This window comes from Vibrio sp. 9-16B-A1 (assembly GCF_056726165.1).
Genome location: NZ_JBSDZD010000012.1, coordinates 31,321 through 48,910 on the forward strand (window position 1 = coordinate 31,321; position 17,590 = coordinate 48,910).

Here is a 17,590-nt window from a genome sequence, read left to right on the forward strand (position 1 = left end):
TTTTCAGAAGTTTAAACAGGAATCTCAATCACAGAATCTGATATTTCTCCTTATGCGGGCCTTAAAATAGTTAACGGTTTGATAATAATACTCTTACAATATTGATAGCTGTTAACAATAAGAAAAATCGCATTTGGAGTGCTCTATGCCTGCTCGTGAAACGGTTGTACCCGTCCTGCTGGAAAAGGTTTATCGTCTTATCCAGGAAAAACTGGATTCTGACCAACAGTCCCTCGTTACCAAACTTGCTCAACACCTGTTCAGTAACATCTCTCAGGACGATCTCGTCCAGCGAAACGAATCTGACCTTTATGGTGCAGTGGTCAGTCTCTGGCACCATATCAATGAAAAGAAGCCCGGGGACCTTTCTGTCCGGGTGTTTAACCCAACCGTAAGCCGTCATGGCTGGAAGTCGACCCATACCATTGTCGAGATTGTTGTCACAGACAGCCCGTTCCTGGTTGATTCGATAAAGATGGCTTTGATGCGCCTTGATTACTCCAGTCACCTGATGCTGCATGGCCCTACCAAAATAGAGCGTGATAAGAAAAATCAGATCACCGATGTAAACGGAAAGGGTGGCGATAGTATGTCCCTGTTCCATATCGAGGTCGATATGCTGAGCGACAAGCAGAAAATGACCGCACTGAAAGAAGAGTTGCTGTCGATTCTGATTGATACCGGGCTGGTTGTCTCAGACTGGAAGCCGATGGTGGATAAGCTCAATGATGTGATAGCGGAAATTGAGAGCCAGAAAAATGCGCTGCCGATGGAGAAAGAGCGCATTGAAGAAACCATTGGTTTTCTGCGCTGGCTTGGCGATCACAACTTTACCTTTATGGGGTACAAGGAGTATGACCTGGAGGCCACAGAAGGGGACCACGAACTGCGGCCAACCCAGGAAAAAGGTCTCGGTATTCTGTCCGTACCTGAGCGGGTGCGTCCGGTGAAACTTTCTGAGCTTTCTGACTCAGCGCGGCTTGAAGCCAAAAAGCCGTATCTGCTGATTGTGACCAAAGGCAATACCACATCACGTATTCACCGCCCGGCGTATACCGATTACATTGGGATTAAGAAGATAGCCAAAAATGGCAAAGTGGTTGGCGAGCACAGGTTCACCGGCCTGTACACCTCTGCGGTGTATAACCAGAGTGTCTCGAACATTCCGCTGATCCGGGAGAAAGTAGAACGGATCCTCGAATCCAGCCATTATCTGAAAGGATCTTATTCCTATAAAGCGCTCAACAACATTCTGGAAAACTTCCCCCGTGATGAACTCCTGCAGGCCAGCGAAGTAGAACTGTTGAATGTCGGTGCCGGCGTGGTACAGATGCAGGACCGGGATCTTCTGCGCCTGTTTGTGCGCAAAGATCCTTTTGGCCGTTTCTTCAGTTGTATGGTGTACGTCACCAAGGAGCGGTATAACACCGAACTGCGCCGCCAGACTCAGAGGATCCTGCGTGAGTACTTCGGATCCGGTCAGGAAGTGGAGTTCACGACTTTCTTTTCTGAAAGCCCACTGGCGCGTACCCACTATATTGTTCACGTCAGTGACAGCAGCCTTAACGTTAATGTGAAAGAGATAGAGCAGAATCTGATGGAAGTATCGTCCTCCTGGGATGACCGGTTGCAGGAAGCGATCATCGCCAATATGGGAGAGAGCAGTGGTCTGCCTCTGTCTAAAGAGTACTTAAAAGCCTTCCCGCGCTCGTATAAAGAAGCCATTTTGCCAGGTTCTGCCGTAGCGGATATTGAGAGGCTGGAAGCGCTGGATGAGAATAACCGGCTCGGTATGCTGTTTTACCGCGCTCAGGAAGAGAAGCCAGACTCCAAAGCAGTAAGGCTTCGCCTCTATCACCGTGATGAACCTATTCATCTTTCCGATGTTCTGCCGATCCTTGAGAACCTTGGGTTGCGGGTGATTGGTGAATCGCCTTATGAAGTGCAGAAGACTAACGGGATCGTCTACTGGATCCTGGATTTCTCTATGCTGCACAGCAGTGATCAGTCAGTGGATCTGCGGGAAGCCAGGGATCGTTTCCAGCAGGCATTTGCAGCCATATGGGCCGGCGAGCTGGAAAGCGATGGCTTTAACCGTCTGGTCCTGAGCGCCGGTCTGACCGGAAGGGAAGTCACCATACTTCGTGCTTATGCCCGTTATATGCGTCAGGTCGGTTTTCCTTTCAGCCAGTCTTATATTGAAAACACCCTGAGCGACCATCCCAAACTCGCTACCATGCTGGTGGCGCTGTTTGGTAAGCGTTTTGAGCCACGCTTTAAAGGCGGGCAGAAGAACCAGACCGAGCTGATTAACAAGATCACCCAGCAACTGGATCATGTCGAAAGCCTGGATGACGATCGTATCATCCGCCGCTATATGGAGATGATCCTTGCGACCCTGCGTACTAACTACTATCAGCTCGATGGTAATAAGCAAAACAAGCCATGGCTGTCTCTTAAACTTAAACCATCTGATATTCCGGAGATCCCACAGCCTGTACCGGCGTTTGAGATCTTTGTTTACGCACCGGATATTGAAGGTGTCCACCTGCGTGGTGGCAAAGTGGCCCGTGGTGGTCTGCGCTGGTCCGATCGTCAGGAAGATTTCCGTACTGAGGTGCTGGGCCTGGTGAAAGCCCAGCAGGTGAAGAACACGGTTATTGTGCCAGTTGGTGCCAAAGGCGGTTTCGTCTGTAAGCGTCAGCACACCCTGAGCAGTCGTGATGAAATCTTTGCCGAAGGTCAGCGCTGTTACCAGCGCTTTATCCGTGCATTGCTTGATGTTTCCGACAACATTATCGATGGAGAGGTCGCTCAGCCAGCTAATGTTGTGCGCCATGACGAAGACGATGCCTATCTGGTAGTCGCGGCAGATAAAGGGACTGCAACGTTTTCCGATTTGGCTAACTCAGTATCTGAAGAGTATGGGTTCTGGCTGGGGGATGCATTTGCCTCGGGTGGCTCTAATGGTTATGACCATAAAGCCATGGGTATTACCGCCAAAGGGGGATGGGAGTCGGTCAAACGGCATTTCCGCGAACTGGGTATCGATTGTCAGAGTACGGACTTTACCTGTATTGGTGTCGGCGACATGGCGGGGGATGTGTTTGGTAACGGTATGCTGCTGTCCAAACATATCCGCCTTCAGGCCGCGTTTAACCATCTGCATATCTTTATTGATCCATCACCAGATTCAGCGAAGAGCTGGGATGAGCGGAAGCGTTTGTTTGAACTGCCGCGCTCGAGTTGGGAGGACTATGACAAGACGCTCATCTCCAAAGGTGGTGGTATTTTCTCCCGCCGGGCCAAGTCCATCAGCCTGACGCCGGAGATTCAGAAGATGATCGGCAGTCGAAAAGCATCAATGGCACCCAATGAGCTGATCAAAGCGCTGCTCCAGATGGAAGTGGATCTGCTCTGGAACGGTGGTATCGGTACTTATGTTAAAGCTTCCAGTGAAACTCATACAGACGTGGGTGACCGGGCTAATGATGTACTGCGTATCGATGGCCGGGATCTCAAAGCCCGGATTGTCGGCGAGGGCGGCAACCTGGGAATGACCCAGCTAGGAAGGGTTGAGTATGCGCTCAGCGGAGGCCGGGTAAATACCGACTTTGTAGACAACGTTGGCGGGGTGGATTGTTCCGATAATGAAGTCAACATCAAGATCTTCCTTAACAGCCTGGTGGCGAATGGCGACCTGACCGTGAAACAGCGCAACCAGATCCTGGATAAGATGGAAGATGAAGTCGGCGAGATTGTTCTTAAAGATGCGTACTGCCAGGCAGAGTCTATTTCAGTCAGTGAGCAAAGGGGCCCTGAACTGGTTAAAGAGCAAATCCGCTTTATTCATGCAATGGAGAAAGCCGGTTATCTTGACCGCGCGCTGGAATATCTGCCGGACGATGAAACCCTGCTGGAGCGGGAGAAGCAGGGGCTGGCCCTGACCCGGCCGGAAGTGTCTGTGCTGGTGGCATACGGTAAGATGGTGCTGAAGGAGCAACTGGCAGTGGAGGCCATTGCCAATGACGATTTCCATTCCGGATTCCTGCCTGAGTACTTCCCAACAGAGTTACGCCGTAACTATCGCTCGCAGATGGAGACGCATCCTCTGCGTACCGAGATCATTGCCACTGGTCTTGCGAATCAGATGGTGAATGAAATGGGTTGTAACTTCGTGACCCGCCTTGAAGAGGAGACCGGGGCCGGAGTCGTAGACATCGCCAATGCTTATGCTGCAGCGCGGGAGATCTTTGATCTCGGTGAGATCATGGAAAAGATCCGCGGCTTTGATAATAAAGCGACCACTACAGCTCAGTACGGTCTTATGTTTGCTATCCGCAGAACCCTGCGTCGCCTGTCACGCTGGCTGCTGCGCAACCGCTCGGCTAAGTACAGCGTTTCTGAACTGATCGCCATGTATCACGATGACGTTCAGGAGATCATGGGTAATCTCGACGATCTGCTGGTGGCGTGCGAGGTGCAGGAGCATAACGATCTTGCTGATACCTGGATCGAGCAGGGGATTGAACGATCCGTTGCCAACTATGTGGCCCGTTTATCCAGCCTGTATGCTGCGCTGGATATTTCCGTTGTAGCCAGGGAAACGGGTAAAACCGTCAGTCAGGCGGCGAGCATGTACTTTACCCTTGGGGATCGCCTGTCTCTGCACTGGTTCCTGAAACAGATTAACAATCAGGCCGTAGACAACAATTGGCAGGCGCTCGCCAGAGCCACATTCCGTGAAGATCTCGACTGGCAGCAAAAACAGCTCACCGCTCAGGTGCTGACCTGTTCATGCGCAATCGATTCCTTTGACGTTAACAATGCGCTTGAGGAATGGATTAACAGCAACCATACCTCACTGGTGCGTTGGGATAACATTTTGAACGAATTTAAGGTCGGCTCAGTGCATGAATTTGCGAAATTTTCCGTCGCATTGAGAGAATTAGCACTTTTAAATTTGAATTGTGCGTCAAATGAGTAATAATACAGCCCCGTTTATCGGGGCTTTTTTCTTTCGGAGGCACAATGCTTTACCGTCTTGCCAGAGCTGGCATTTTTCAATTGGATCCAGAAAAAGCGCATGATCTAGCCATGCAAAATTTCAAGCGATTCACAGGAACACCATTCGATCTTTTCTACCGTCAACACCTGCCAAACCGTCCGGTTGAGTGCATGGGCATTACTTTCAAAAATCCTGTTGGTCTGGCCGCTGGCCTGGATAAAGACGGCGAGTGCATCGAAGCATTTGGCGCGATGGGTTTTGGCTTTGTTGAAGTGGGTACTGTAACCCCACGTCCGCAGCCAGGTAATGACAAGCCTCGTCTGTTCCGTCTGGTAGATGCAGAAGGGATCATCAACCGTATGGGTTTCAACAACAAGGGCGTTGATAACCTGGTTGAGAACGTTAAAAAAGCCAATTACGACGGCGTTATCGGTATTAACATCGGTAAGAACAAAGACACGCCAATCGAGAAGGGTAATGAAGATTACCTGATCTGTATGGAGAAGGTATATCAGTACGCCGGTTACATCGCGGTGAACATCTCATCTCCAAACACTCCGGGACTGCGCAGTCTGCAGTACGGTGAGGCACTGGATTCACTGCTGGCGGATCTGAAAGCCAAGCAGGAAGAGCTTGAAGTGAAACACGGCAAATATGTACCGGTTGCGCTGAAGATTGCTCCGGATCTGAGTGACGAAGAGCTGGTGCAGATTTGTGACTCTCTGGTTCGTCACAAAATGGATGGCGTTATTGCAACCAACACCACCCTGGACCGCAGCCTGGTTGAAGGCATGAAGCACTCGAATGAAGCGGGTGGTCTGAGTGGCCGTCCTGTTCAGCTTCGCAGCACCGAAGTGGTTCGTCGTCTGCATGAAGAACTGGGTGACAAACTGCCGATCATCGGTGTGGGTGGTATCGACTCTTACGTAGCCGCTAAAGAGAAAATGATGGCAGGTGCCAAACTGGTACAGGTTTACTCTGGATTTATTTACCAGGGACCTGGTCTGGTTCGTGACATCGTGAAGAATCTCTAAAAATCACTGTTTTATTAGAGTTTTTTCATTCTGGTTAAGAAAAAGAAAAGGGGAGTTTTCCCCTTTTTTTTTGTCGATCGCTTTGTAGAATTAAGCGAAAAAGGGGGCTGCAGTTGTTATCTGCAGTCGTTAGGCCGGACTCGACAGACCAGGGACGACGCTATGTACAAACCAAGTGATAATTGGAAGTGGTGTTTCAGCAACGAAAAGAATGCGTTGTTTCTGTTCATGGACGACGGCTACTACTATCCGGTTACTATTCCCAATAAGCTGATGGTGGACTGTGCGTTTCGTGATAACGAGTTCACGGTAGACGACGCGGCATCCCTTCAGTTCTTCAGTGAAGCAACAGCATATCTTCCTGTCTGCGAAGACCGTCAGCAGGAGCTGGCATTTGCCTGTCTGACCATTCAAAAATTCCACAAACCTGTTCAGCCGAAAAGCTGGTTCTTTGATTATCAGGAAGAGGGCTATGTGCCTCAGGCTGGTGAATTGGTCTATCTGGCCAATCAGTACAATCAGGGCCTGTTTATCGTTGTAGAGGCGGGTGACAACGCTTGTGTGGTCGCTTCAGCCGATCTGAACGGTTTTATCCTTAATGATTCCAAAACGCTTTCTTTCTGTCAGTCCGTTAAGGTGATGCACGATCGCCTTGCCAAAGCGGCAGTGGCAGAGAACTTTGTGCCAGTGGCAATGGTGGGCTAGTTCCGCCCATACTTTATATATCTCTAACGTTCCATTCAGCCAGCTGTCAGCCGATAGTTGGCTTTTTTTTGTCCGTCATACAGTTCAACTTATCCCTTTCCTGAGAAAAAACACCTTATAAAGTGGTGAGACTTTGCTCCCACTTTGGCTCTTTTTTGTCCTTTTTAAAGCCTCCTGATTTCCGCTGGTGGAGCAAAAAACACCACTCTGTTCCCTGTTTTTGCCCGTTTTGTAGCAAAATTACACCCGCAAAACATGCCTGGTATATACCAGATTTGGCGAGAATAAGTATTCACTAACATCCTGAAGTTCAGGTTTTTCGGGAGTTATGCTGTGGATAAGTGCTCACTTACGCACAAAAGACGTTTTATCTGCTTTGATCTGAAAAATACGGGCACTGGATGGATGTCTGCTGAGCGGTTTTTGTCCAGTTGGGGACAACGGAATGAAAAATCGCAGCTAATTGCTCAGCAAATCAGGAGGAGTCAGGTATAATCGAGGCCATTTTTATAAACGAAAGACCAGTATGAACCAGTATTTAGCCATTACCTCTAACGGCTTAGAGAACCTCCTTGCAGAAGAGCTGACTCAGTTAGGGATTGAAAACCCAAAACCTGTCCAGGCCGGTGTGAAATTTAAAGCCGATAACGCGCAGATTTACCGCTGCTGTCTGTGGAGCAGACTGGCGTCGCGTTTTGTGCGGGTGATGGCTGAGTTCAACTGTCAGGACGATATGGATCTGTACCTGTCGTGTGCAGCAGTTAACTGGCCTCAGTACTTTGATGCAAACAAGCGCTTTGTGGTGGACTTCAACGGTACTAACCGTGAAATCCGTAACAGTCAGTACGGCGCGCTTAAAGTTAAAGATGCGGTGGTGGATGCCTTCAATAAGAAGAACCTGCCACGACCGTCGATCAGCAAGGATCAACCGGATCTTCGCATTCACGTTCGTCTTCATAAAGATAAAGCGCTGCTTGGCTTCGATATGGTGGGGACTGGTCTTCATCATCGCGGCTACCGTACCGAAGCTGGCCGTGCGCCGCTGCGTGAGACACTGGCTGCATCAATTGTACTGCGCAGTGGCTGGCAGCACGACAAACCGCTGCTGGACCCTATGTGTGGTTCCGGTACGCTGCTGATTGAAGCGGCGATGATGGCGGCGAACATGGCGCCGGGCGTAAAGCGTGAATACTGGTGTTTTGAAGCCCTGAATGACTTTGAGCCGGAACTGTGGGCTGAGATCAAGTCAGAAGCAAGCGTACAGGCACGTCGTGGACTGAAGAAAGTAACGGCTAGGTTCTACGGTTTTGACAGCGATAAGCGTGTGCTAAAAACGGCGCGTGATAACGCACGTCGCGCTGGTGTAGAAGAGCTGATCCAGTTTGAAGCCGGTGATGCTGCGACGGTTACCCGTCCTGAAGGTTTTGAGCAGGGCACTATTGTGTGTAACCCGCCTTATGGTGAGCGTTTGGGTACGCACCCTGGCCTTATCGCACTGTACACTGCGTTTGGTGGTCAGCTGAAAGGTCAGTTTGGTGGCTGTCAGGCGTCAATCTTCTCTTCATCTGATGAATTGCTGAGCTGTCTGCGCATGCGTGCGGATAAACAGTTCAAAGTAAACAATGGCGCGTTACAGTGTCACCAGAAGAACTACGCAATCAGTGAGCGCAGTGGAGAACAGTCCGGTGCAGAAACGCTGGTGGCTCCGGACTTTGCCAACCGTCTTAAGAAGAATCTGGCCAAACTGGGCAAGTGGGCCAAAAAAGAAGGTCTGGATGCTTACCGTCTGTATGATGCAGACCTTCCTGAGTACAACGCAGCGATTGACGTTTATCAGGACCACCTTGTGATTCAGGAATACGCCGCTCCCAAGGATATTCCTGAAGAGAAAACCAAGCGCCGTCTTACAGATATGATCCGTGCTTCTATCCAGGTAACGGGTGTAGAAGCCAATAACGTGGTACTGAAAGTACGTGAGCGTAAGAAAGGCAGCAGCCAGTATCAGAAACTGGGGCAGGAGTCTGAGTTTATGTTGGTTAACGAATATGGCGTTCAGCTGCTGGTTAACCTGCACGATTACCTGGATACAGGCCTGTTCCTGGATCACAAACTGACCCGTCGTCGTCTTGGCCAGATGTCAGCAGGCAAAGATTTCCTTAACCTGTTCGCATATACAGGTTCTGCAACCGTGCATGCCGCTGCTGGTGGTGCCAAATCTACGACTACTGTGGATATGTCCAGGACTTATCTGGATTGGGCACAGGAGAACATGAAAGTGAATGGTCTGGTGGGCCGTCAGCATCAGTTTGTGCAGGCGGACTGTCTGCAGTGGCTGTCGCAGGAAAACAATCAATACGACCTGATTTTCATCGACCCGCCTACGTTCTCTAACTCCAAGCGTATGGAGCAGAGCTTTGATGTGCAGCGTGACCATATCCAGCTGATGAAAGACCTTAAGCGTCTGCTTCGTCCTGGCGGCACCATTGTGTTCTCAAACAACAAGCGTCACTTCAAGATGGATATGGACGCTCTGGCAGAGCTGGAGCTTAAAGCGGATAACATTTCCGGTGCGACACTGCCTCAGGATTTTGCAAGGAACAAGCAGATCCACAACTGCTGGATCATTTCACACAAAGGATAGTCTGTGATTCGACTTTTCAGTACAGAAGGGTGCCATCTCTGTGAGATGGCCTTTTCCCTGACCGAACAGCTCGGCATTTCTCAACATATCGAAATTATTGATATTGCTTTCGATGACAAGCTGTTTGAACGTTACGGGGTCACCATTCCGGTGCTAGAACATCAGGGAAGCGAGCTTAACTGGCCTTTCAATTCCTCCCAATTACAACAATGGTTAGAACAAAATGGCATTGATTACCATTCATAACGGTCAACTGGCTTTCGGTGACCATCCTCTGCTGGATAAAGCAGAATTTGCCCTGCAGGAAAATGAACGTGTATGTCTGGTAGGACGTAACGGGGCAGGTAAGTCGACTCTGATGAAAATCCTTGCCGGTGAAATCCAGATGGACGACGGCAAGATGCAGGTAATGCAGGACGTGGTGGTATCGCGTCTGGAACAGGATCCACCGCGCTCTGAAACCGGCACAGTGTTTGATTATGTATCTGAAGGCCTGGCTGAAGCGGGTAAGCAGCTTAAGATCTATCAGGATCAGCTCGATCTTGTTGCCGAAGAGCCGACAGAAAAGAATATTAACCGTCTGGCCAAGATTCAGGAGCAGCTTGAACACAGTGGCGCATGGCGTTTTGAAAACCGCATTAAGAACGTGCTGGGTGCACTTGAGCTTGATGGTCATACCCAGCTTACCGACCTGTCTGGTGGCTGGCAGCGTAAAGCGGCACTGGCAAGGGCGCTGGTAAGCGATCCTGACGTACTTCTGCTTGATGAGCCGACCAACCACCTGGATGTAACTACTATCGAATGGCTGGAAGGTTTTCTGAAGGATTTCCGCGGCTCTATTATCTTTATTTCTCACGATCGGGCATTTATCCAGTCGATGGCGACCCGTATCGTAGACCTGGACCGTGGTCAGCTGAACAGTTTCCCTGGCGATTACGAGAAGTATCTTGTCGAGAAAGAAGAGATGCTGCGCGTTGAAGAGATGCAGAACGCTGAGTTCGATAAGAAACTGGCTCAGGAGGAAGTCTGGATCCGTCAGGGCATCAAAGCGCGCCGTACCCGTAATGAAGGCCGTGTGAGGGCTCTGAAAGCGTTGCGCCGTGAACGTGCAGAGCGCCGTGAAGTGCAGGGCAAAGCTAAGATCACAGTTGACGATGCGGCCCGCTCAGGCAAGATTGTATTTGAAGCGGAAAATGTCTCGTTTCAGTATGAAGGCGACAAGATTGTCGATAACTTCAGCTTCAATATCATGCGTGGTGACCGGATTGCGCTGATTGGGCCTAACGGATGTGGTAAGTCAACCGTACTTAAGCTGCTGCTGGGGGATCTCAAACCGGATTCTGGCCGTCTGCATTGCGGTACCAAACTGGAAGTGGCGTACTTCGATCAGTATCGTGAGATTCTGGACCCTGAAAAGACCGTGATTGATAACCTGGCCGATGGCAAACAGGAAGTGATGGTGGCCGGTAAGCCTCGTCATGCCCTCAGTTACCTGCAGGATTTCCTGTTCTCACCAAAACGTGCACGTACACCTGTTAAGGCGCTTTCAGGTGGTGAGAAGAACCGTCTGCTGCTTGCGCGAATTTTGCTCAAACCGAACAACTTATTGGTGCTCGATGAACCAACTAACGATCTTGACATAGAAACTCTGGAACTTTTGGAAGAATTGCTTGCCAATTATCAGGGTACTTTGCTTCTTGTCAGCCACGATCGTCAGTTTGTTGATAATACCGTGATGACCAGCTGGATCTTCGAAGGCAATGGCGTTATCGAAGAGTTTGTTGGCGGTTATCATGATGCCCAGCAGCAGCGAGCGCAGGTTCACAAGGCCCGCGAGGTTGAAAAGCCGGCAAAAGTGCAGAAACAAGTTGAGGAAACTCCCAAAAACAGGCAAGAGCGCGCAAAACCGAAAAAGTTATCGTATAAGCTACAGCGGGAACTGGAAGCTTTGCCACTGCGCCTCGAAGAGCTTGAGAACGAAATTGACGAACTGCAGCAAGAGGTCAATACACCAGAATTCTTCGCCCAGGACGTAGCACAAACCCAACCTGTGCTCGACAAACTGGCCGCTGCAGAAAAGGAATTAGAAATTGCGTTTGAGCGCTGGGAAGAGCTCGAAGCAATGCAACAGGAATAAGAAGTAAAATGAGTAGTAACACTTTTAAACTGACGACTCTGGCTGCCCTAATTATGGCAGCTACCGGAGCAAATGCGGCTCTGTATAACGTTGAGATCGTATCAAGTGCGGATAATGAGAATTTTGGTGGGCCGCTTGAAGAAATGGGCGCTACCGATTGTTTTACTGAGGATTGTTCAGCGAGCAAGCCGGCTATCGCGTCCAGAGGGCGTTTGGGTGAAGCGGGGCAGTTCATTAACAATGAAGTAGATTTTCAGTTTGATAACCGTCTTCGTATGGTTTGGGATGACCTTCGTTATGAGTATGAGCGGTACTGTGATTACCAGTACAAGTATAAAACCTGCGATGCCTGGGCAGGGCGTTATACTTGGGGAACAGGTGGCTCTGGTGGTGCAAACAAGGTGGTGAATGCGTGGAATTACACATTTAGCTCCGCAGACAACAACACAAAAGCGTATTTGAATGGCACTCGTATTTATGACGGCGTTACTGACAATGACTTCCAGACTGTTGAGCAGGGAACCCAGGAAGTAACAGTGAATGCGATTGGTACTGGTGGTAAAGCCGGTAACATCAGCAGTGGTTATGTTAAGAACAATCAGGGTAAAAGTGGGCGCCGCTATAAGAGCCGTGGTTACTACGACGATGGCACTATGCTGCTGTTGAATCCTATTGATAAGTCGGGTGTTATTGGCAAAACTGGTCCAACCCGGGCATTTGCCACTTTTGAGTTTGATTCAAAGACGTGGGTGGCGGGATCTGCAGCCCGTTCAATTTATGACAGTCGGGGCTGTACTAACAGTACGAACCCGGAAGAGGCAAGTGCCTGTCAAAACGTCGGATTTAACAGCAAAGCGGCGGTTTGGGATGTATCCGAAGGCGTTTCAAATACAGCATATAAGGTTGCTGGATGGTCCGGAATTAGTGACAGTGCAACGTCATCTGGTAATTCCAATACGATCAACTCCAGCGTTCGTGGCTCTGCTATTGCTAAAGCGGGCACGTATGCAGGAAAACCACTGCTGGTAGGCTATAACGCGAGAAACCAGGATTCACGCTCTGCGCTGGAAGCTGCTGTTTTCTACCCTTCCACTGATATTGATGCGACTAAAATCAAAGCAGGCAACGCGTGGTCAGCAGTAACCGTATCAGGAACAAAGCTCAAAGAAGGCAGCGAGTGGGTTTACAGTAACTCTGTAGCTAACGACATCAACGAAAATCTGATTGTCATTGGTTCAACCAAACGCGGTAGTTTCGACTATATCCGCTCTTCTACTGATGTGCCATCGCAGAATGGTTCCCGTAACAATCGTCTTTGGGTTGCTAACGCATCATCAGGTTCACCAGTAGCGAATTACCTGAGTGGGGGTATTTTCTTTGATGGCGCCGGCGGTGAAATGCGTGCAATCAATAACAACAACCTGATTGTTGGTAAGATCCATGCGGAACCGACCCGTGAAGTCGACGGTAAGATGCGTCGGGAGCGGGGGTTTGTTTATCCATACAATAGCTCAAATCAGCTTATCAAGCAGGGCTGGTGGCTGGATGATCTGACCAATGATGGCAATACCGGAGGTAACAACCAGTTCCGTATAGTTGATGCAAATGACATTAACGACGCCGGCATTATCAGTGCTACGGCTATGTACTGTGCTGGTGGCTACGAGACAACCAGTCATAACTCTCTGTGTGACGGTACCGAGAAGAAAGTAGCGGTTAAGCTGACTCCGATTTCAGATCCGGACAAGCAGGTTATCCAGACCCGCTCCTACGATCAGGATCCGGTAGAACGTCAGGGCGCCGGATTCGGCTGGCTGTTCATCGGTGTCCTAGCACTTTTCGGAATGCGCCGTAAATAGCTTTTTTGTAAAAAATGGCAAGATCAGGCAGGTCTTCACAGAAATGAGGGCCTGCCTTTTTTAATGCTTGAGAAACGCGCCAGCATGGTCAATTCTTAATCGTGGAGTCACAAAAACTCCATGGAAGTTTAATAGTCGTAATTACGGAATTTCTACTGTATGAGGAACGTACTATGAAGAGACAGAAGCGTGACCGCCTTGAACGAGCTCAAAACCAGGGGTACAAAGCCGGATTGAACGGCCGCTCACAAGAGACATGCCCTTATCAACAAACGGATGCGAGATCGTATTGGTTGGGTGGTTGGCGTGATGCCAGAGATGACAAACAAGCTGGTCTCTACAAATAAATAACCCATACATTTTAACGATTAGTAAGCGAGGAGGACCCCACAAATGTGGGGTCACATATTACCAATCTGGCGCACTATAACTAATTTGGTTGAGACAAAAAAAGACAGCCACTAAGGCTGCCTCTTTCAGAAAGGAGTTAGAATGCAGAAGTGTCCTGGAACAGGCCAACTTTCAGATCCTTGGCAACGTAAATCTCTTTGCCATCTACCAGTACGCGGCCGTCTGCCAGGCCCATAACCAGTTTGCGGTTTACTACGCGCTTCATTTGAATCTCGTAGGTTACCTTTTTAGCGGTTGGCAGGATCTGGCCAGTGAACTTCACTTCACCTACACCCAGAGCACGACCTTTACCTTCGCCGCCAATCCAGCCAAGGAAGAAACCAACCAGCTGCCACATAGCATCCAGGCCAAGACAACCAGGCATTACCGGGTCGCCAGGGAAGTGGCAGTCAAAGAACCAAAGATCCGGCGTGATATCCAGCTCGGCAAGGATAAGACCTTTACCGAAGTCACCTTCGGTTTCAGACATTTTGGTGATGCGATCCATCATCAGCATGTTTGGGGCTGGCAGCTGTGGACGGCCTGGACCAAAAAGCTCACCCTGGCTTGAAGCCAGAAGGTCTTCGCGAGTGTAAGATTCACGTTTGTTTTGCATTATTGAATACTCCAAAAAATCGTAGTTGGCATCTTAGTGAACACCTGTAAGCTTAACAAGTCGGATCAGTTATGGTCAAACCACTGTTTTATACGGTCAATCAAACGATTAGGGTGAACAACGCGTTCAAACTCATCAATTCGTTCCGCAATTTTCTTAAGCAGTGTTTCTTCCTCATCACCGCGAAGAGCTTTGCCGGTCAGAAGAGGCACGGCATCATCTACTGATTCGACTGACCACAGGTGGAACTGGCCATTTTTCATAGCTTCGATGACGTCATCATGAAGCGCAAGGTGTTTAAGGTTGGTTTTCGGCAGGATCACGCCCTGGTTGCCCGTCAGGCCCTGGTGCTGACATACGTGGAAGAAGCCTTCAATTTTCTCGTTCAGACCTCCTACGGCCTGTACACGGCCAAACTGGTCCACGGCACCGGTGATCGCAATTTGCTGGTTGATTGGTTGTTCAGACAGGGCACTGACCAGCGAGCAAAGTTCTGCCAGTGAGGCGCTGTCGCCGTCCACTTCACAGTAAGACTGTTCGAACACAATCGAAGCAGAGTAGGGTAATGGTTCTTCGAGATTCAGGGCGCTGCTGACAAACGCCTGCATGATCATCATGCCTTTGGCGTGAAGATTGCCACCGAGGTCCGCTTTGCGCTCGACATCTGAAATATCACCATCACCAAAGTGAATCACACAGGATATTCGGGCCGGTTCACCGTAAGAAATTGGGTGACCCGGGATGTCGATAACGGTCAGACCGTTAACCTGACCAACCTGTTCGCCCTGAGTCTGAATGATCACCTGGCCATCGAGAATATCATCAATGGCGCGCAGGGTAAGGTAAGACTCCCTGAAGTACTTGTGTTCGATTGCACTTTTCACCGCCTTCGCTGTGAGAAGTTTACCTTCACTTTCTACTGCGCTTTCGCTCAGCAGCGCGTTGTGCCAGAGCAGGCACAGGGGAGCAAGCTCCTGATCTTCGCATTCCCGGGCACCAGCTGTCAGCAGTGTTTTCAGAGCGTCAGACTGGATTTGCGGAAGCTGGTATTTTTCCTGGATCCACTTCAGGTAGCCCAGGTAGCGTTCAACTGAGTCTGTATTGAGTTTGTATTCAAGCTCGATTTCACCAAACATACAGAAGCCGCCGGTGAAATCACTGTCGAAGTATTCCAGGTCGCCCATCTGGCCCCGGTCTCCAACAATGACCAGTTTTACCTGAAATGCTGCCTGAGGTGGGTTATCACACAGAGCGCGCTGATCGCTGCTGACGAGCTCGATGGTTTCACCGAGCAGTGCGGATTTCAGCAGCGTCCAGGATACCGGGTTGGCAAGAATCATGTTTGCAGAGACTACCAGGCAGCCGCCATTGGCCTGATGCAGGTAACCTTCACGTACCTGAATCACTTTGCCATCTTTAACCTGATAACGGCCGAACAGGGCGTCGCCGGACAGGCTTTCTGCGCGGATCACTTTGTCACAGTGAGCGCTCAGGGCTTCAACAACAACCTGGCGGTAAGTTGGGTTGTCTGGTGCGTTGACCAGTAACACCCTGGTCAGGCTGCTCAGTCTGGCAAATCGCTCAGCAGCTGCGCAGAACCTTGGCTGCATATCGAGAAAGGAGCGGGCAGCAATATCAGCAAAGTTATCAAACTGAGACTGAAATTCCAGGTACTGAGGGGAGGCGGCTTGCCAGTTTTGTTGCATGTTCGGCGCTTACTGTGATGAAAAACTAAAGAGGCGAAAGTATATAGAAGTTTAGCGTGTGGTTATAGCTTTATCTAAGCGATTGAAATTGCTTTTTGTGATCTGACTGAGATTGTTTTTTGTGCAGTTTTGGGTTACGCTGTCACACGAAACTGTAGCCTGAGCGTGAACAATATGAAATACCAACAATTAGAAAACCTCGAATGCGGCTGGAAATGGCAATATCTGCTGAAGAAGTGGAAAGACGGTGAGGCCATTACCCGCCATATTGATACCAGTGAAGCGGATGCTGCAGTTGCGCTTCTCAAAAGTATCGAACATGAGCCAACCCGGGTACTGGAGTGGATCAAAGACCACATGTCAGAGGACCTGGACAACAAAATGAAGCAGGCGATCCGCGCTAAGCGTAAACGTCACTTTAATGCTGAGCAGGTTCATACCCGTAAGAAATCCATCGATCTTGATTACCGGGTATGGGAAAAGCTGTCACACCGTGCCCAGGATCTCGGTTGTACGCTGTCAGAAGCGATAGAGTATCTGTTATCTGAGGCGTCACGCAGTGAAAAAGCGAGTAAGACGGTCAGCAGCCTGAAAGAAGATTTGAGCAAGTTATTATCTGATTAAGACAACGGAGGTCTGAAATGTTGTGGTGGATGATTCTGATTGCAGCGGTAGGGATTTTTTGGCTCGTTGGTGTAGACAGGCCGCGGCTGAAAGTTGTGTTTGAAGACGGAGAAATCAGCCAGGTGAAAGGGCACATGCCCCCGGCATTCAAGCATAATTGTGAGGATATTGCCCACCGGACGCCATTTTCCGGTGAGTTGAAAGTTTACAGTACCCGTAACGGCGCGAAGCTGGTGTTTACCAAAGGAGTTCCATCCAAGGTTCAGCAGCGTATCCGTAATGTATTCCCGCATCAGGGATTCCGTAAAACTAACCCGCAGAAGAGTGCATAACTGATCTGAGCCGTAATATAGCGTAATGTACTGAATCCGAGAGGCTGATTTTAAAGCGCACTTCAAAAAACAATGAAAATCAGCTTGTTATAACCGTATTCTGTACTAGCATGAAGTCAGTTACCAAGGTAACGACATGTAGTTTCAAAAGTCTCATTTGCCGTCACTTAGTGACGGCTTTTTTGTTGGGGGAATTATCCATGAACATCAAAGCCTCTGGTCTGTGTCTGCTGCTTGCAGTTTTTACGGGAATGCCAGTGATGGCAGACGATGCAGAGACCAACAAAACTGCAAAGAAGATCAAATCCAAAGTTGAGAAGAAGATTAAGAAGCACAAATCGCCGTTGGATGGTTTTTGTGACCTGATGATCGAGATGCGGCATAAGAACAAATATGCCTACATAGTCAGAGTGAGAACCAGTGGTGATGCAAAACTCTGCAAGGTGGCAAAATCCGTGTTAAAGAAAGGCGACAGATTTGGTTACCAGACAGTCGAAAAGTACATCCGGATACATGTGACCGAATAAATGTAAAGGAG

The 17,590-nt window shown here is 49.4% G+C and carries 13 protein-coding genes; 11 read left to right on the forward strand and 2 right to left on the reverse strand.

Translation table 11 applies throughout. The features are described 5' to 3' along the window. The first annotated feature begins 145 nt into the window (after nt 1–145). From ACVB80_RS17825 to rmf, 8 genes are all read left to right on the forward strand, one after another. Nucleotides 146–4,987, forward strand: coding sequence for an NAD-glutamate dehydrogenase (locus ACVB80_RS17825; protein ID WP_481082642.1), 4,842 nt, complete (start codon nt 146–148; stop codon nt 4,985–4,987). A 44-nt stretch (nt 4,988–5,031) separates the two neighbouring features. Further along, nucleotides 5,032–6,042 carry a quinone-dependent dihydroorotate dehydrogenase gene (gene pyrD / locus ACVB80_RS17830; protein WP_481082643.1) on the forward strand — a complete coding sequence of 337 codons (1,011 nt, stop codon included), beginning with the start codon at nt 5,032–5,034 and terminating at the stop codon, nt 6,040–6,042. 162 nt (nt 6,043–6,204) lie between these two features. Further along, entirely contained in the window at nt 6,205–6,747 is a 543-nt protein-coding gene (locus ACVB80_RS17835; RefSeq protein ID WP_481082644.1) for a cell division protein ZapC domain-containing protein, read from the forward strand. Between the two features lie 526 nt (nt 6,748–7,273). After that, nucleotides 7,274–9,388 carry a bifunctional 23S rRNA (guanine(2069)-N(7))-methyltransferase RlmK/23S rRNA (guanine(2445)-N(2))-methyltransferase RlmL gene (rlmKL, locus tag ACVB80_RS17840; RefSeq protein WP_481082645.1) on the forward strand — a complete coding sequence of 705 codons (2,115 nt, stop codon included), beginning with the start codon at nt 7,274–7,276 and terminating at the stop codon, nt 9,386–9,388. Between the two features lie 3 nt (nt 9,389–9,391). Beyond that, nucleotides 9,392–9,634 carry a glutaredoxin family protein gene (locus ACVB80_RS17845; protein WP_481082646.1) on the forward strand — a complete coding sequence of 81 codons (243 nt, stop codon included), beginning with the start codon at nt 9,392–9,394 and terminating at the stop codon, nt 9,632–9,634. Next, nucleotides 9,612–11,525 (forward strand): ABC transporter ATP-binding protein, encoded by a 1,914-nt coding sequence (locus ACVB80_RS17850; protein ID WP_481082647.1) that lies wholly within the window; start codon nt 9,612–9,614, stop codon nt 11,523–11,525. Before ACVB80_RS17845 ends, ACVB80_RS17850 begins: the two co-directional genes overlap by 23 nt. Nucleotides 11,526–11,533: 8 nt before the next feature. Beyond that, nucleotides 11,534–13,384, forward strand: coding sequence for a DUF3466 family protein (locus tag ACVB80_RS17855; protein ID WP_481082648.1), 1,851 nt, complete (start codon nt 11,534–11,536; stop codon nt 13,382–13,384). 173 nt (nt 13,385–13,557) lie between these two features. Further along, nucleotides 13,558–13,731, forward strand: coding sequence for a ribosome modulation factor (rmf, locus tag ACVB80_RS17860; protein ID WP_481082649.1), 174 nt, complete (start codon nt 13,558–13,560; stop codon nt 13,729–13,731). A gap of 140 nt (nt 13,732–13,871) precedes the next feature. Here the strand turns inward: rmf and fabA are convergent, their stop codons facing one another. Then, the gene (fabA, locus tag ACVB80_RS17865; protein ID WP_481082650.1) at nt 13,872–14,390 is read right to left on the reverse strand and encodes a bifunctional 3-hydroxydecanoyl-ACP dehydratase/trans-2-decenoyl-ACP isomerase; all 519 of its coding nucleotides are present in this window, start codon (nt 14,388–14,390) and stop codon (nt 13,872–13,874) included. Nucleotides 14,391–14,455: 65 nt separating this feature from the next. Further along, on the reverse strand, nt 14,456–16,096 hold the full coding sequence (locus ACVB80_RS17870; protein WP_481082651.1) for an AAA family ATPase: 1,641 nt from the start codon (nt 16,094–16,096) through the stop codon (nt 14,456–14,458). Nucleotides 16,097–16,270: 174 nt separating this feature from the next. On the opposite strand from ACVB80_RS17870, the gene matP reads away from it, so the two are divergent. The 3 genes from matP to ACVB80_RS17885 all read left to right on the forward strand — a co-directional run bounded on the left by matP (nt 16,271) and on the right by ACVB80_RS17885 (nt 17,579). Continuing rightward, on the forward strand, nt 16,271–16,720 hold the full coding sequence (gene matP, locus ACVB80_RS17875) for a macrodomain Ter protein MatP (protein WP_481082652.1): 450 nt from the start codon (nt 16,271–16,273) through the stop codon (nt 16,718–16,720). 20 nt (nt 16,721–16,740) lie between these two features. Further along, nucleotides 16,741–17,052: a DUF3634 family protein gene (locus tag ACVB80_RS17880; protein ID WP_481082786.1), complete on the forward strand. Its 312-nt coding sequence runs from the start codon at nt 16,741–16,743 to the stop codon at nt 17,050–17,052. 200 nt (nt 17,053–17,252) lie between these two features. Beyond that, nucleotides 17,253–17,579 carry a hypothetical protein gene (locus tag ACVB80_RS17885; protein WP_481082653.1) on the forward strand — a complete coding sequence of 109 codons (327 nt, stop codon included), beginning with the start codon at nt 17,253–17,255 and terminating at the stop codon, nt 17,577–17,579. The last annotated feature ends 11 nt before the right edge of the window (nt 17,580–17,590 follow it).

Coding starts and splice junctions, on each gene's coding strand:
- ACVB80_RS17825 (WP_481082642.1), top strand. CDS start 146: ATGCCTGCTCGTGAAACGGTTGTACCCGTCCTGCTGGAAAAGGTTTAT.
- pyrD (WP_481082643.1), top strand. CDS start 5,032: ATGCTTTACCGTCTTGCCAGAGCTGGCATTTTTCAATTGGATCCAGAA.
- ACVB80_RS17835 (WP_481082644.1), top strand. CDS start 6,205: ATGTACAAACCAAGTGATAATTGGAAGTGGTGTTTCAGCAACGAAAAG.
- rlmKL (WP_481082645.1), top strand. CDS start 7,274: ATGAACCAGTATTTAGCCATTACCTCTAACGGCTTAGAGAACCTCCTT.
- ACVB80_RS17850 (WP_481082647.1), top strand. CDS start 9,612: ATGGCATTGATTACCATTCATAACGGTCAACTGGCTTTCGGTGACCAT.
- ACVB80_RS17855 (WP_481082648.1), top strand. CDS start 11,534: ATGAGTAGTAACACTTTTAAACTGACGACTCTGGCTGCCCTAATTATG.
- rmf (WP_481082649.1), top strand. CDS start 13,558: ATGAAGAGACAGAAGCGTGACCGCCTTGAACGAGCTCAAAACCAGGGG.
- fabA (WP_481082650.1), bottom strand. CDS start 14,390: ATGCAAAACAAACGTGAATCTTACACTCGCGAAGACCTTCTGGCTTCA.
- ACVB80_RS17870 (WP_481082651.1), bottom strand. CDS start 16,096: ATGCAACAAAACTGGCAAGCCGCCTCCCCTCAGTACCTGGAATTTCAG.
- matP (WP_481082652.1), top strand. CDS start 16,271: ATGAAATACCAACAATTAGAAAACCTCGAATGCGGCTGGAAATGGCAA.
- ACVB80_RS17885 (WP_481082653.1), top strand. CDS start 17,253: ATGAACATCAAAGCCTCTGGTCTGTGTCTGCTGCTTGCAGTTTTTACG.